The organism is Salinicola peritrichatus, assembly GCF_003206715.1.
GTDB classification, from domain to species: domain Bacteria; phylum Pseudomonadota; class Gammaproteobacteria; order Pseudomonadales; family Halomonadaceae; genus Salinicola; species Salinicola peritrichatus.
The window spans coordinates 59,863-74,119 of the sequence record NZ_PZJU01000024.1; the positions used below are offsets into that span (position 1 = coordinate 59,863).

Here is a 14,257-nt window from a genome sequence, read left to right on the forward strand (position 1 = left end):
CATCTTCTCCTGAAGCGAGGCGATCGACGACGTTCGGGAAAACCGCGCCGCGAGCCCTGATTCTGCCACTCTCATGACGTACAATCGACGCCCAAGGAAATGCTGAATAAATCGGCGAGCAGGATGAAGCGCAAGGCGCACGCAGCGCAAAAACCGGAGTCTATGGGATATAGGTGAGGATTTTGACCGGGCTGACGCTCCAGCAGCGCGCAACGCAGCGATTCGCCTGCGCAGACATTTATACAACGTTTCCCCAATGGGCCGTTGCCCCATCGTTTCATCCGGACGAGGAACTCGCGTGGACCAGGTATTGATCGAAGGCTTGACGCTGGAAACGGTGATTGGCGTCTACGACTGGGAACGCAACGTGCGTCAGCGCCTCGAGCTGGATCTCGAACTGGTGACCGACATCCGCCCGGCGGCGCAGCACGATGATCTCACCCGGACCCTCGACTACGCCGCCATCTGTCAGCGTCTTGCCGATTACGCCGACGCCAACGCTCACGGCCTGGTCGAAACCTTCGCCGAGCGCGTCGCGGCGCTACTGATCGACGAGTTCGGCGTGCGCCGGCTGCGCCTCACCGTACGCAAGCCCGGCGCCGTGGCCGCCGCCCGCGCCGTAGGGGTGCGGATCGAGCGCGAGGCCGGCTGATGGCCCTGGCGGTTCTCGGACTCGGCAGCAACATCGAGCGCGAGCGCCATCTGAGCCGGGCGCTCGACGCCCTGGCGACGCTGGCCGCTCCCGCGACGCTCCAGCCTTCGCGGGTGTTCGAAAGCCCGCCCGTCGGCTTCGAGGACGAGCGCCGTTTCTTCAACCTGGTCGTCGCCCTGGAAACCGAACTCGCTCCCACCGTGCTCAATGCGCGCTGCAAGGCGATCGAGCACGCCAACGGGCGCCCCAGCGGGCCGTCCAGATTCGTCGCACGCACCTTGGATATCGACCTGCTGCTGTGGGGCGACAGCGTCGGCAAACAAGGCGGCGTAGTCCTGCCGCGCAGCGATATCGAACGCTACGCCTTCGTCCTGCACCCGCTGGCCGAACTGCTGCCGAACCACCGCCATCCGGCTCTCGGCGTGTCGTTCGCCGAACTATGGGCCGCGTTCGATGACAGCACACAGCCTCACTGGGCGGTCGATTTCATCTGGAACGGCACGGCGATCTCGCGTGCCGACCCCGACTGACCATGGCGATGGCATCGGCAAACCGTCACAATCTCCATAATCTTTGCCCATTGCCTGAACCGTCGCTACATCGGCCTGCGACACACTCGGGAGATCGATCCGGTCCGTGAAAAAAACCGACCCCATGTTTCTATCGCTTAGTAGCCGACGCGACTGGCCCCGGCTGTCGCGCCTCAGTTTCAAGCTGTTCGCCATCATCCTGCTGACCAATGTTCTGATCAGCGGACTGGTTTTCGTATTCGTCTCGCGCAGCCTCGATCAGGGCTTCGTCAACTATCTCGAACGCAGCCAGACGACCCGCGCCGAGACGCTGGCCAACGCCCTCGGCGAGCAGTGGGCAAGCCGCGGCAGCTGGCAATGGCTGCGCGACAATCCGCGCGCCTGGCAGAGTCTGGTACGCAGTCAGCTGTGGCCGAGCGAGCGTCGCCCGCCCAGCGGGATCGACCGCGAACTCAGCGACGCCCGCGGCTATGTCCTGCTCGATGAATTGAGCAATCCCGTCATCGGCGAGCCGTTGCTCAACCCGCCGCCACGGGATCCCGACATGCCACCACCGCCTGAACCGCATTTCGTGCCCATCCGTAGTGGCGACAGACTGGTTGGACAGCTTGGCTACCTGCCACCGGAGCGGCTGATGGCGCGCATGGACCAGATCTTCCTCGAGCGCCAGCAGCGCAGCCTGATGATCATCGTCGGCTCACTGTTCCTGGCCTCGCTGCTGCTGGCCGGCGGCCTGGCCTGGTGGCTCGGTCGCCGCGCCCGCTACATGACCCTGGCGACACGACGACTGACGCTCGGCGACTACAGCGTGCGCCTCTCGGAGCGAGGCCGCGATGAACTCTCGCGACTGTCGGCCGACTTCAATCAGCTCGCCGAAACCCTCGAGGCCAACCGCCGTGCGCGTCAGCACTGGGTTGCCGACATCGCCCATGAGTTGCGCACGCCGCTGGCGGTGTTGCGTGGCGAAATCGAAGCGATGCAGGACGGCGTGCGGGCGTTGACGCCGGACAACCTCGGCTCGCTGCAGCAGGAAGTCGACCAGCTCGGCCATCTGGTCGAGGATCTGCGACTGCTGGCCCAGAGCGATGCCGGCGCCCTCGACATGCACCTGGTCCCGCTGGATCTCGAAGAGTCCCTGGTGCAACGCCTGGAGGACAGCCGCCTGCGGCTGGAGAGCCACGGCCTCGAACTCTCGCTGGAGACGCAGTCGGCGCTGGTGCGCGCCGACAGCCAGCGCCTGCGCCAATTGTGGGACAACCTGCTCTCCAATACCCTCGCCTATACCGACAGCCCCGGCAAGCTGAGAGTCACCCTGAGGCGTCGCCGACAACAGGCGGAGGTGATCTGGGAAGACACCGCTCCCGGCGTGCCGGAGGCCGAACTTCCCCGCCTGACCGAGCGTCTTTACCGGATCGAGGCCTCGCGCAACCGCCGCAGTGGCGGCAGTGGCCTGGGACTGTCGATCGCCAGCGCCCTGATCGAAGCCCAGGGCGGCACCCTGGTGCCCTCCACCTCGCCACTCGGCGGGCTACGCTGGACTCTCTCCTTTCCGCTGGAAATGGCGACCACGCCATCTGTCATGGAGCTGGCTAGATGAACGACACCATCCTGATCGTCGAAGACGAACCCAAGATCGCGCGCCTGATCGCCGACTATCTGTCGAAGAGCGGCTACGCCTCCGACCACATCGATCACGGCAATACCGTCATGGAGTGGCTCGAAGAGCAGACTCCGCTGCTGATCCTGCTCGACCTGATGCTACCCGGCACCGACGGTCTGACCCTGTGCCGTCAGATTCGCGAGCGCTACCCGTCGCTGCCGGTGATCATGCTGACCGCCCGGGTCGAGGAAGTGGACCGCCTGCTGGGACTGGAACTGGGTGCCGACGACTACATCTGCAAGCCCTTCAGCCCGCGCGAGGTCGTGGCACGGGTCAAGGCGGTACTGCGACGCACCCACGGCAGCGTCCTCGGCGAGTCCCCGGCGGAAGGCGATCGCCTGGTACTCGACGAGGACGGCTGGCGCGCGCTGGCGGGCGGCCAGGACCTGGGCCTCACGGCGGTCGAGTTCCAACTGCTCAAGGTGATGATGCAGAGCCCCGGGCGCATCTTCTCGCGGGACCAGCTGATGGATCACATGTATCGCGACCACCGCATCGTGTCGGAACGCACCGTCGACAGCCACGTCAAGAAGCTCAGACGCAAGATCGCCGACATCTGGCCGGAACGGGACATCATCCGCTCCGTCTACGGTGTGGGGTACAAGTACCAGCCGGAGGAGTAGGCGACACCGAGCCTAGGCATGGCGCAGATAGACTTCGGCATCCGCCGCCGAAAAGAACATCAGCGTCACCTCGAGGCCGGGAAGCGCGGGCAGCAGCTCGCGCATCACATCGGAGACGATACCAGCGGCGGCATCGGCCGGATAACCGTAGATGCCGGTGGAAATGGCGGGAAACGCCAGGCGGGAAAAATGCCGCTCCGCGGCCACGCGAAGCGAGTTGCGATAGCAGTTGGCGAGCAGTTCGGAGCGGTCCTCGGACTTGGCGTAGACAGGGCCGACCGTATGGATCACATAGGCTGCCGGCAACCGAAACCCCGGCGTGATCGCGACTTCGCCCACCGGCAACCCATCCGGCCATTCACGCGCGCGTAGCTCGCGGCACGCCTCGAGCAGTTCGGGACCGGCCGCCCGGTGGATCGCGCCATCCACGCCGCCACCGCCCAGCAGGCTCTTGTTGGCGGCGTTGACGATGGCGTCGCCGTCGAAGCGGGTGATATCGCCCTCGGCGACGATCAGACGCTCGTTCTGCCAGTGGATCTTCATGCTCCCTCCAGCGTTGTTCGGGATTGTCTTTCCAGCATAGATCGTCCCGGGCGCCAAACACGAGCCGGCGGAAGTGGCGGGAGCCTCGCCCGGTCACGCCGGCGTCAGGAAGCCCTGCCCTCCGCCGGGGCGGTCGCGTCGGCGCCGGAAGCCGCCGGCAGCGCCATCTCGCCGCGCTTGAGCAGCGCATAACCGACCCCGGTGACCAGCGAACCCGCCGCGATAGCCAGCAGATAGAGCAGTGCCTGATTGACCGCGTTGGGAATCAGCAGCACGAACAGGCCGCCATGCGGCGCCATCAACTTGATGCCGAACCACATCGACAACGCGCCGGTCACCGCGCCGCCGATCATCGACGCCGGAATCACCCGCAGCGGATCCTTGGCGGCGAACGGAATCGCTCCCTCGGTGATGAAGCACAGCCCCAGCACGAACGACGCCTTGCCCGCCTCGCGCTCGGCCTGGGCGAACCGGCTGCGTCTCAGCAACGTGGCCAATCCCATCCCGATGGGTGGCACCATGCCCGCGGCCATGATCGCCGCCATCGGCATGTAGGTCTCGCTCGACAACAGTCCCACGCCGAAGGTATAGGCCGCCTTGTTGACCGGCCCGCCGAGATCGAAGCACATCATCGCGCCGAGCAGCACCCCGAGCAGCACGGCATTGGTGGAACCCATGTTGTTGAGAAATCCGGTCAACGTCGAGAGCAGTGCCGCCACCGGCGTGCCGACCACGTAGATCATCACCAGACCGGTGAACAGGCTGGCCAGCAGCGGAATGATCAGGATCGGCTTGAGCGACTCGACGCTGGCCGGCAGCTTGACGTAGCGCGTCACCGCCTTGGCCGAGTAACCGGCCAGGAAGCCGGCGAGAATGCCACCGATGAATCCCGCTCCCAGCGTCGAGGCCAGCATGCCGCCGATCATGCCCGGCGCGATCCCCGGACGGTCGGCGATCGAGTAGGCGATATAACCGGCCAGCACCGGCACCATCAACGCGAAGGCGGTGCCGCCGCCGATCTGCATCAGCGCCGCCGCCAGCGTGCCTTCCTGTTCGTAGGCCTTGATCCCGAACACGAACGAGAGCGCGATGCACAGCCCACCCGCCACCACCATCGGCAGCATGAACGAGACCCCGGTCAGCAGGTGCTTGTAGAGCCCGCGCTCCTTGGCGCTCTTGTGCTCGCTGCCGGCACCTTTTTCGCTGCCGGCCGACTCCACTTGTGCCTCATCGAGTGCCCTCTGAATCGTCTGCCGGGGCTGCTTTAGCGCGGTTCCGGTGGACGTACGATAAACCGGCTTGCCGGCGAAGCGGGCATCGTCGATCTCGATATCGCAGGCCAGCAGCACCACATCCGCCGCGGCGATGTCGGCCTCGCCGATCGGGTTCTGCGCGCCCACCGAGCCCTGAGTCTCGACATGGATCGCGTGCCCCATGTCGCGGCCGGCCTGCTCCAGCGCTTCGGCGGCCATGAAGGTGTGAGCGACACCGGTCGGGCAAGCGGTAACCGCCACGATGCGCTTGCCCATGTTCGCCCCGGCAGCCGGCCCGACGCCGCCCTTCGCCATCTCTTCGGTCGGTTCGCTGCCGGCATCGAAGGCGTCCGCCTCGCGAGCGGCGCGCTCGAGGAAGGCGTCCGGGTCCGGCAATGCCTGATGGATCGGCGCGCGGTAGAGCCGCTTGCCAGCGAAGCGCGCCGCCTGCGGTACCCGCTCGGCGGCGACCACGATCAGCTCGGCGGCGTCGAGCGCCTCTTTCGATACCGGCGTAACCGCTTCGAGTTCGCCGTGCATCTCCACCGCGACCGACCAGCCGCGCCGCCTGGCGGCCTGCTCGAGCCGGCGCGCGGCCAGAAAGGTCGTCGCCATGCCGCTGGGGCAGGCGGTGATCAGAATGACGTTCATGCGTTTCCCCCGACGTGCGCCTCGCCACAGCGGTCGACACGCGTCTGTTGCAGTAATTCATGGAAATCGCCGGCATGCGCCTCGCCGACGCCGATATGGCGGACCGCCTCGGCCGCCAACGCGGTGGCATAGCGCAGCGCCGACGCCGCTGGCTGGTTCCCGATCACGCCATGCAGCATCGCCGCCAGCAGGGTATCGCCGGCACCCACGGTGCTGACCACCTTGACCTTCGGCGGCGTGGCCAGCCATTCGCCGCGCCGACTGACCCACAGCACACCGCCGGCCCCCAGCGACAGCAGCGCCTCGCCGACGCCGATGGCGTGCAGGCGACGCGCGGCGCAGAGTTGGGCATCGAGATCGTCGAGCCTGTTGCCGGCCCACTCGGCCAGTTCCTGCTCGTTGGGCTTGACCGCATCGGGCGGAACTTCCAGTGCCGCCGCCAGTGCCGGGCCGCTGGTGTCGACCCAGACCGGCATGCCGCTGGCCTTGAGCGCCTGAATCAGCGCCGCCAGCGCCTCCGGCGTCACGCCCGGCGGCAGGCTGCCGCTCACCACGACCGCTGCCGGCGATGTCGCCTTGCAACGCGCGGCGAGATCGGCGGTCAATTCGGCCAACGCCGATTCAGAGACCTCGATGCCCGGGCCGTTGATGTCGGTCACGCGCCCATCGTCCTCGGCCAGTTTGGCGTTGATCCGCGTCTCGCCGGGCAGGCGCAGACTGGCATCCTCGATGCCGAGGCGCCGGCAGGCGTGAACGAATGCCGCGTCGTTGTCCGCGCCCAGAAAGCCGCAAAGCGTCACCCGGTGCCCCAGCGCAGCGAGTACCCGAGCGACGTTGAGCCCCTTGCCGGCGGCCTCCAGATGGGTGGCGCGGGTGCGGTTGACGGTGCCCGGTTCGAGCCGCGGCAACCGGATCGACAGATCCAGCGCCGGATTGAGCGTCACCACCAGCACGTGCGCCATCACAATGCCTCCAGCGCATCGCGCACCGCCTGGCTGGTGGCCTGGGCGAGCGCCGTCTCGGCATGCCGCCGCGCCGTCTCCCGGGTGATCCCGCGCAGGCGCGCCTTGACCATCGGCACCTGGCGCACCGAGACCGAGAGCTCGTCGACACCCAGCCCGACCAGCACCGGAATCGCCGCGACATCGGAGCCGAGCTCGCCGCAGACGCCGACCCACTTGCCCTCGGCGTGGGCGGCGTCGACAGTCATCCGGATCAGCCGCAGCACCGCCGGATGCAGGCCGTCGGCCTGGGAAGAGAGTTCGGGATGGCCACGGTCGATCGCCAGGGTGTACTGGGTCAGGTCGTTGGTGCCGATGGAGAAGAAGTCGACCTCGGCGGCCAGGCTCGGCGCCAGCAACGCCGCCGAGGGCACTTCGATCATCACGCCGACCTGCACGTCTGGCGCGGCGATCTCGGCTTGCAGCCGGTCGACGATCGCCTTGGCCTGACGGTATTCGTCGATATCCTTGACCATCGGGAACATGATCCGCAGCGGACGCTCGCCGGCGGCGGTCAGCAGCGCCCGCAGCTGGGTCTCCAGCACCTCGGGCCGGGTCAGCGCCAGGCGGATGCCGCGCAGGCCCAGAAACGGGTTGTCCTCCGCCGCCACCGGCCAGTAGGGCAACGGCTTGTCGCCGCCGACGTCTAGCGTGCGTGCCACCAGCGGACGGCCACCCAAGGCATCGAAGGCGCGCCGGTATTCGCCGATCTGGGTCTCCAGGTCCGGCGCCTCCGGGTGGGCCATGAACAGGAATTCGGTACGCAGCAGGCCGACGCCTTCGGCGCCATGTTCCACCGCGTCCTCGGCGTGGGCGGTGTTGCCGAGATTGGCGGCGACCTCGATGCGCTTGCCGTCCGCCGTGCGCCCTTCCTCGAAACGCCGGCCATGGGCCTCGCGGCGCAGTCGTTCGAGCTCCTTGAGCCGCAGTTCGGCGCGGTCGCGGCGCTCGCGGGATGGCCGCACGATCACCCGGCCGAGATCGCCGTCGAGGATCAACTCGTCGCCGTCGGCCAGCGTCAGCACCCGCTCTCCGGCACCGACCACCGCCGGGATGCCCAGCGCCCGGGCCAGGATCGCGCTGTGCGAGGTGGCGCCACCGCGCGCGGTCAGCAGGCCGCGCACCTGGGCGGTGTCGAGGCGCGCGACGTCGGAAGGACCGATGTCGTCGGTGACCAGCACGTAGGGATGCGGCGGCGGTGTCGGCAGCTCGACGCCACACAGCACGCCAAGCACGCGACGCCCCACATCGCGCAGATCGGCGGCGCGCTCCGCCAGCAGACGATCCGCCAGCACTTCCTGGGCCCGGGCGGCGGTGTCGATCGCCTGCCACCACGCCGCCTCGGCACTCAGCCCGTCGCGCATGCCCTCGAAGGCGGCCTCGTGCAGTTCGGGGTCGTCGAGCATTTCGGCATGCATGGAGAGAATTTCCGCCACGTCGCCGCCCTTGGCGGTATCGATCAGCGCCCGCAACTGGTCACGCGCCTCGACCAGACTGGCAAGCAGGCGCTCGCGCTGGCACTCGGCGTCGCCCTGCTTGCCGGCCGGCAGATCTCGGGCGCGTTCCGGATAGTCGAAACTCGGCGCGCGCATCACGAAGGCTGGCGCAATCGCCAAGCCCGGAGAAGCGGCGGTGGCCGGCAGTGCGGTGTCGTCGGCCAGCGATTCGGGGGCTTCCTCGGCGCTTCCCGCGCGCCGCACGGCACGCGGTTTCGCCGCCGCCCCGGCGCCCTCGGAGAGCGGGCGCACCGCCTCGCCCAATCCGCCTTCCACCGCCGCGACCATGGCCGCCAGCGCCGCTTCGGCGCCCTCGCCCTCGGCGGAGAAGACCAGGGTCTGGCCACGCCTAGCCCCCAGGCCGATCACCTTGGTCAGACTGGCGGCGGAAACCGTCTCCGCGGCGCCTTCCGCCAGCCGTACCCGGATCGGCAACGGCTGTTCCCGCGCCGTCTGTACCAGCAGCTTGGCCGGGCGCGCATGCAACCCGTGGGCATTGAGCAGCGTCACGCGAGCGGTTTCGGCACGACTCGACTCGCCGGACAGTCGTGCCAAGACATGGTCCGCATCGGCGTCGGCCAGCGCTTCGCCTTCGCCGCTATCGAGCAGATCCACCAGTCGTTCCAGCAGTTCGCGGTGGGCGTCATTCCGGGCCGCGACACAGAAGACGCCGTTGACCGGCCCGCGCGGGCCGACGAAGGCACGCTCCGGCGTCGCCAGCGACAGCGCCGGCTGACTGACGCCGGTGGCGGCGCTCACCAGCCACAGCCCCTGACCCAGCGATACCGGCTCCTGCTCGCTGATCGCGGCGACGAAACCGGCATCGACGCATTCGGCCTGGCGCAGGCGCGCGGCGGCGGCCAGCGCCAGCTCGAAGCGATCCCGCGCCGGAAAGCCCAGGCAGAGCGTATCGGCATCCAGACGCGCCCTGCCCCGAGGCTTGGCCAGCAGGGCAACCATCGCCTCGGCGGTATCGGCGCTGGCCAGACGCTCGGCCATGCCTTCGTCGTCGAGCACGTGGGTCAGCCGGCGCAGCACGTCGAGGTGCTCGTCGCTGGCGGCGGCGATCGTTACCAGCAGAAAGACGCGATTGCCGTCGTGCCACGTCACGCCCTGCGGAAACTGCAGCAGCCGCACGCCGGTACGGTGGATCTGCTCGCGGCTTTCCGGGGTGCCGTGGGGAATAGCGATACCGCTGCCGAGATAGGTCGAGCCCTGGGCTTCGCGGGCATGCAGCGCATCGCGATAACTCGCCTCGACCAGCCCGGCGGCATGCAACGAGGCCGCGGCCTGGTCGAGCGCGTCCTGCCAGCTCTCGGCCCGGCAATTGAGCGCCGCATCTTGCGGCTGGAGGGTCAGCATAGGTCTCTCCGTATCATCCACGTGTGACACGAAGCGCATGCTACCGATGAAACATGGCATAGTCCGCCGAGTTCTGTCGGAACAGAGCTGAATCGTGTCACCTAATAGTCGCCATGCTCGCCGTTCGGTCATCGTTTGACAAGCTAGACCTTCGCCCAAAGTCCTTCGCAAAGATTTCAAGGATGACCTGGGGACTGTGCCTTGGCGCCGCGACAAGGTATGGTCCAAGCGGTCGTCCGACTCGGAGTAAAGTGTTCATGAAGCTGGCCGATATCGCCCGCCTGGCCGGAGTCTCACGCACCACCGCCAGCTACGTGCTCAACGGGCAAGCCAAGGCGCGGCGGATCAGCGAGGCAACCGTGGGGCGCGTGCTGGCGATCGCCAAGGCGCACGATTATCGCATCGATGCCCACGCCGCCGCGCTGCGCGGCGGCGATAGCCGCACGCTGGGGCTGATCGTGCCCGACCTGGAAAACAGCAGTTACGCGCGCCTGGCCAAGCGACTCGAGCATGGCGCCCGCTGCCAGGGCTACCTGCTGCTGATCGCCGGTTCCGACGACGATCCCGCCAGCGAACGCGAGGTGGCGCTGTCGCTGCGTGCCCAGCGCTGCGACGCGCTGATCGTCGCCAGCAGCCTGAGCCCCGACGACGACTTCTATCCGGGACTGCTCGAGCGCGGCCTGCCCATCGTGGCCATCGACCGCCCGCTCGACCCCGGACGCTTCGTCAGCGTGGTCACCAATGGCCGTGCCGCCGGCGAAGCGCTTACCCGCTCCGTGCTCGCCGACGAGGTGAACCGCGTGGCGTGGTTCGATGCCGTTCCCGACCTTTCGATCAGTGCCGAACGTCGGCAGGGCTTTCTCGACGCCTGCGCCGCGGATGCCCGCCGGCGCTACCGCTGCCTGAGCGGGGAGCGCTACGACCGCGACAGCGGTGCCGCCCTGATGCGCCGACTGCTCGCTGACGACGACCTGCCGGACGCCATCGTCACCGCCTCCTACACGCTGATGGATGGCCTGCTGGACGTGCTGCTCGAGCGGGGGGCGCTACCCGAATCGCTGCGCCTGGCGACCTTCGGCGACGATCGCCTGCTCGACTTCCTGCCCTGCCGGGTCAATTCCCTGCCGCAGGACCATGATCGCGTGGCGGAGCGTGCGCTGACCCGTGCGTTGCAAGCGGTGCGTGGCGAGTATCGGCCCGGGCTCGACGTCATCGAGAGAACGCTCAAACGCCGGCGCTGAGAACTGACATGACCGCTACCCTGCCCGACATTCTTGCCGGACCGATCGTGCGCCGCGCCGAATCCCGACGACTGGTGCTGTGGCTGGTCGCCAGCCGACCGCTGGCACTGCGCCTGACTCTGCAAGCGGACGCCACCGCCCGCAGCCATGACCTCGAGGCCGCCACGATCCGGCTGGCCTGCGGCACGCATGCCCATCTGCATCTGATCGACCTGGCGCTGGAGATACCGCTGCCACGGGACGCGCGGATCGGCTACGACCTGGCCTATCGCGACGCCGCCGGCGCATGGCGCTCGATCCGCGATTGGGGAGAGGCGCTGTGCTACCCCGGCGAGGCGCTGCCCAGCCTGGTGCTGCGCTCGCGCCATGACGACTTGCTTCACGGTTCCTGCCGCAAGCCGCATCACGCAAGCCCCGACGGCCTGGTCCGCGCCGACCGCTGGTTGCGGGAACGCCACGCGGATGCCAGCCAGCGCCCGGCGGCGCTACTCCTGACCGGCGACCAGATCTATGCCGACGACGTCGCCGGCCCCATGCTGGCCGCGATTCACGCCTTGATAGAACGGCTCGGTCTGTTCGACGAGTGCCTGGAAGGCACCGAGATCGCCAACGGCCGCGAGCTCTACGCCAGCGACAAGACCTACTATCGCCGCGACGAACTGCTGCCGGCGGTCAAGTCCACCGAAGCGCTGCGCGAGAGATTCTTCGGCGGCGTGCGCAAGCCGGTCTTCACCACCGCCAACGCCGAGAACCACCTGATCACCTTCGCCGAGCTGCTGGCGATGTATCTGCTGGTGTGGTCGCCGACGCCGTGGCGCCTGATCGCGCCAGAGGAGCCGACGCTCGATGCCGGGCAGCGCGAGCGCTATCGGGCCGAACGGCACCATATCGACGCCTTCGTCGAGGGTCTGCCCGGTGTCGCCAGGGTGTTGGCGCACCTGCCGACCCTGATGATCTTCGACGATCACGACATCACCGACGACTGGAACCTCAACGCCGCCTGGGAGGCGGTGGTCTACGAGCATCCGTTCTCGCGGCGGATCGTCGGCAACGCGCTGATCGCCTACCTGCTGTGCCAGGGATGGGGCAACGACCCGGACGGCCTGGCCGAGCCGCTAGTCCGAAGCCAACGCTGGCTCGCATCGGTGGATGCCGACGGCCGGCTCGACTGCAATGCCCACGATGAGCTGATCACCCGCCTGCTGCGTTTTACCGGCTGGGGCTATGTGCTCGATTCGACGCCTCGTCTGGTGGTGCTGGATACCCGCACCCGGCGCTGGCGCAGCGAACGCCGGCGCCAGCGCCCCTCCGGATTGATGGACTGGGAAGCGTTAAGCGAATTCCAGCAGGAGCTGCTCGAGCACCCCTCGGTGATCATCGTCTCCCCGGCGCCGATCTTCGGCGTCAAGCTGATCGAGGGCATCCAGCGCATCTTCACCTGGTTCGGCAAGCCACTGCTGGTGGATGCCGAGAATTGGATGGCGCATCCCGGCGCGGCCCACACCATGCTCAATATCCTGCGCCATAGCCGCACGCCGCAGCGCTACGTGATCCTTTCCGGCGACGTGCACTACTCCTTCGTCTACGCCATCACCATCCGCCAGCGGAACAACAGTCCGCGGATGTGGCAGATCACCAGCAGCGGCCTCAAGAACCGCTTTCCCGATACCTTGCTCGACTGGTTCGATCGCCTCAACCGTTGGCTCTACGCGCCCTTCTCGCCACTCAATTGGCTGACCAAGCGCCGCCGGATGCTGGTCGAGCCCTATCGGCCATCCCGCGCCGCCCGCGGCGAGCGCCTGTGGAATCGCGCCGGCATCGGCCATGTGCGCCTCGATGCCGAAGGCAAGCCCCAGCAAGTCACTCAACTTGGCGCCGACGATGTCGACACCCATTTTACCCGGGAGGAAAGATGACCATCCTGCGCCTGGCCACAACGGCGGACCGCGCCAGCGTCGAGGCGCTGGTCGAGGCGGCCTACGCCCATTACGTCGAACGCATCGGCACGATTCCCGGGCCGATGCGCGACGACTACGCCGCCTATATCGCCGCCGACTACGTCGAGCTGCTGTTCGATGGCGCCGAACTGGTCGGCCTGCTGGTGCTGATACCCAAGCCGTCGACGCTGTTGCTGGACAACGTGGCCATCGCCCCTTCCGCCCAGGGACGGGGCTTCGGTCGGCTGCTGATGCGGCATGCCGAGGCGCGGGCCCGGGAGCTCGGCTACGATAACGTCACGCTCTACACCCAGGAGCGCATGCACGAGAACCTGGCGATCTATCGCCGCTACGGCTATGTGGAAACCCACCGTGCCGAGGAACTCGGACTCAAGCGGGTCTATCTGCGCAAGACACTGGCGTGAGGCCGGAAAAGTGCCAGGTCGCCGCATCCTGCCGGAACGGATAACGGCAGGCATCGGGACCTTGCGCGAAGCGCCTCACTCCAGAATTTCAATCTCGTCGTTCAGGCGAATCTCGCCGCGGCTCTCCGCCACCAGATTCTGGCCGAAATAGACCTTGCCTTTCTCGCCCCGGCGATAGCCCGCCAAGGTCTTGAGCGGCTCCTTGTCGGCGCGTTTTTCGCCCCTGGAGGGATCGACGGTCACCATGGCGCAGCGGGAACAGGGCGCATCGACGCGGAAGATCGCCTCGCCGATCCGAATGCGCTTCCAGCCATCCTCGGCATAGGGCTCGGTGCCGGTCGCCACCAGATTGGGACGAAACTGCGCCATCACGTGACTGTCATCGGTGCGGGCGTTGAGGTCTTCGAGCGAGGCCTCGGAGATCAGCAACAGCGGATAGCCGTCGGCAAAGCTTACCCGGACCCCGATGGCCTCGCGATAGCGCGGCGACCGCTCGCCCACCCACAAAAGCCTTGCCGACTCGCCGGCGGCCTCGCTGAACCAGTCGTCCAGGGAAACGTGGGTGGTGGTCGCGGCAAAGCTGTCCGCCCAGACCTGAGTGTCGAGGGGCTCGCCGGCGAATTCCCGGCGCTCGACCGTCAGCGGAGCCAGGGTGTCATGGGCCTGGCTTTTGTGGACCACGACCAATCGCTCACCGTCGAAGCGCGCCTGTACCCGCTGAAGCTGCGGATGGGTACGCGCGGTCAGGAAGGTGCCATCCGGCTTGACCACCATGAAGCGACGGTCGCCGGCGATCCCTTCCTCTTCGACCCGGGCCCGCTCGAGCGACTCCCCTGCCGTGGACTTGATCGGATAGCGGTGAATGGCGGCCAGTGTTGGCATA

At 67.6% G+C, this 14,257-nt stretch carries 12 protein-coding genes; 7 read left to right on the plus strand and 5 right to left on the minus strand.

Annotated features, from left to right (window positions below; genetic code table 11):
• Positions 1-298: 298 nt before the first annotated feature.
• The 4 genes from folB (at position 299) to DOM57_RS10360 (ending at position 3,465) form a co-directional block, all read left to right on the plus strand.
• Positions 299-652 carry a dihydroneopterin aldolase gene (folB, locus tag DOM57_RS10345; RefSeq protein ID WP_110649116.1) on the plus strand — a complete coding sequence of 118 codons (354 nt, stop codon included), beginning with the start codon at positions 299-301 and terminating at the stop codon, positions 650-652.
• Entirely contained in the window at positions 652-1,182 is a 531-nt protein-coding gene (gene folK / locus DOM57_RS10350; RefSeq protein ID WP_110649117.1) for a 2-amino-4-hydroxy-6-hydroxymethyldihydropteridine diphosphokinase, read from the plus strand. The genes folB and folK overlap by 1 nt, the downstream gene beginning before the upstream one ends.
• 124 nt (positions 1,183-1,306) lie before the next feature.
• Positions 1,307-2,779, plus strand: coding sequence for an ATP-binding protein (locus DOM57_RS10355; RefSeq protein ID WP_110649118.1), 1,473 nt, complete (start codon positions 1,307-1,309; stop codon positions 2,777-2,779).
• Positions 2,776-3,465: a response regulator gene (locus tag DOM57_RS10360; RefSeq protein WP_110649119.1), complete on the plus strand. Its 690-nt coding sequence runs from the start codon at positions 2,776-2,778 to the stop codon at positions 3,463-3,465. The genes DOM57_RS10355 and DOM57_RS10360 overlap by 4 nt, the downstream gene beginning before the upstream one ends.
• Positions 3,466-3,477: 12 nt before the next feature.
• Here the strand turns inward: DOM57_RS10360 and DOM57_RS10365 are convergent, their stop codons facing one another.
• The 4 genes from DOM57_RS10365 to ptsP all read right to left on the minus strand — a co-directional run bounded on the left by DOM57_RS10365 (position 3,478) and on the right by ptsP (position 9,771).
• On the minus strand, positions 3,478-4,008 hold the full coding sequence (locus DOM57_RS10365) for an O-acetyl-ADP-ribose deacetylase (RefSeq protein ID WP_110649120.1): 531 nt from the start codon (positions 4,006-4,008) through the stop codon (positions 3,478-3,480).
• A 104-nt stretch (positions 4,009-4,112) separates the two neighbouring features.
• On the minus strand, positions 4,113-5,912 hold the full coding sequence (locus DOM57_RS10370) for a PTS fructose-like transporter subunit IIB (RefSeq protein WP_110649121.1): 1,800 nt from the start codon (positions 5,910-5,912) through the stop codon (positions 4,113-4,115).
• Positions 5,909-6,874 carry a 1-phosphofructokinase gene (pfkB, locus tag DOM57_RS10375; RefSeq protein ID WP_110649122.1) on the minus strand — a complete coding sequence of 322 codons (966 nt, stop codon included), beginning with the start codon at positions 6,872-6,874 and terminating at the stop codon, positions 5,909-5,911. The genes DOM57_RS10370 and pfkB overlap by 4 nt, the downstream gene beginning before the upstream one ends.
• Complete coding sequence (gene ptsP, locus DOM57_RS10380) at positions 6,874-9,771, minus strand: phosphoenolpyruvate--protein phosphotransferase (RefSeq protein WP_110649123.1); 2,898 nt, start codon at positions 9,769-9,771, stop codon at positions 6,874-6,876. The genes pfkB and ptsP overlap by 1 nt, the downstream gene beginning before the upstream one ends.
• A gap of 257 nt (positions 9,772-10,028) precedes the next feature.
• On the opposite strand from ptsP, the gene cra reads away from it, so the two are divergent.
• The 3 genes from cra to DOM57_RS10395 are packed head-to-tail and all read left to right on the plus strand — an operon-like array spanning position 10,029 to position 13,374.
• Entirely contained in the window at positions 10,029-11,012 is a 984-nt protein-coding gene (gene cra / locus DOM57_RS10385; protein ID WP_110649124.1) for a catabolite repressor/activator, read from the plus strand.
• A gap of 8 nt (positions 11,013-11,020) precedes the next feature.
• The gene (locus DOM57_RS10390; protein WP_110649125.1) at positions 11,021-12,928 is read left to right on the plus strand and encodes a metallophosphoesterase family protein; all 1,908 of its coding nucleotides are present in this window, start codon (positions 11,021-11,023) and stop codon (positions 12,926-12,928) included.
• Positions 12,925-13,374 carry a GNAT family N-acetyltransferase gene (locus DOM57_RS10395; protein WP_204352922.1) on the plus strand — a complete coding sequence of 150 codons (450 nt, stop codon included), beginning with the start codon at positions 12,925-12,927 and terminating at the stop codon, positions 13,372-13,374. Before DOM57_RS10390 ends, DOM57_RS10395 begins: the two co-directional genes overlap by 4 nt.
• Positions 13,375-13,449: 75 nt before the next feature.
• Here the strand turns inward: DOM57_RS10395 and DOM57_RS10400 are convergent, their stop codons facing one another.
• Positions 13,450-14,256 carry an MOSC domain-containing protein gene (locus DOM57_RS10400; RefSeq protein ID WP_110649126.1) on the minus strand — a complete coding sequence of 269 codons (807 nt, stop codon included), beginning with the start codon at positions 14,254-14,256 and terminating at the stop codon, positions 13,450-13,452.
• Position 14,257 lies beyond the last annotated feature (1 nt).

Bases quoted from the DNA above. Each gene is read 5' to 3' on its own strand.
- folK (WP_110649117.1), top strand. From the start codon at position 652: ATGGCCCTGGCGGTTCTCGGACTCGGCAGCAACATCGAGCGCGAGCGC.
- DOM57_RS10355 (WP_110649118.1), top strand. From the start codon at position 1,307: ATGTTTCTATCGCTTAGTAGCCGACGCGACTGGCCCCGGCTGTCGCGC.
- DOM57_RS10360 (WP_110649119.1), top strand. From the start codon at position 2,776: ATGAACGACACCATCCTGATCGTCGAAGACGAACCCAAGATCGCGCGC.
- DOM57_RS10365 (WP_110649120.1), bottom strand. From the start codon at position 4,008: ATGAAGATCCACTGGCAGAACGAGCGTCTGATCGTCGCCGAGGGCGAT.
- DOM57_RS10370 (WP_110649121.1), bottom strand. From the start codon at position 5,912: ATGAACGTCATTCTGATCACCGCCTGCCCCAGCGGCATGGCGACGACC.
- pfkB (WP_110649122.1), bottom strand. From the start codon at position 6,874: ATGGCGCACGTGCTGGTGGTGACGCTCAATCCGGCGCTGGATCTGTCG.
- ptsP (WP_110649123.1), bottom strand. From the start codon at position 9,771: ATGCTGACCCTCCAGCCGCAAGATGCGGCGCTCAATTGCCGGGCCGAG.
- cra (WP_110649124.1), top strand. From the start codon at position 10,029: ATGAAGCTGGCCGATATCGCCCGCCTGGCCGGAGTCTCACGCACCACC.
- DOM57_RS10390 (WP_110649125.1), top strand. From the start codon at position 11,021: ATGACCGCTACCCTGCCCGACATTCTTGCCGGACCGATCGTGCGCCGC.
- DOM57_RS10395 (WP_204352922.1), top strand. From the start codon at position 12,925: ATGACCATCCTGCGCCTGGCCACAACGGCGGACCGCGCCAGCGTCGAG.
- DOM57_RS10400 (WP_110649126.1), bottom strand. From the start codon at position 14,256: ATGCCAACACTGGCCGCCATTCACCGCTATCCGATCAAGTCCACGGCA.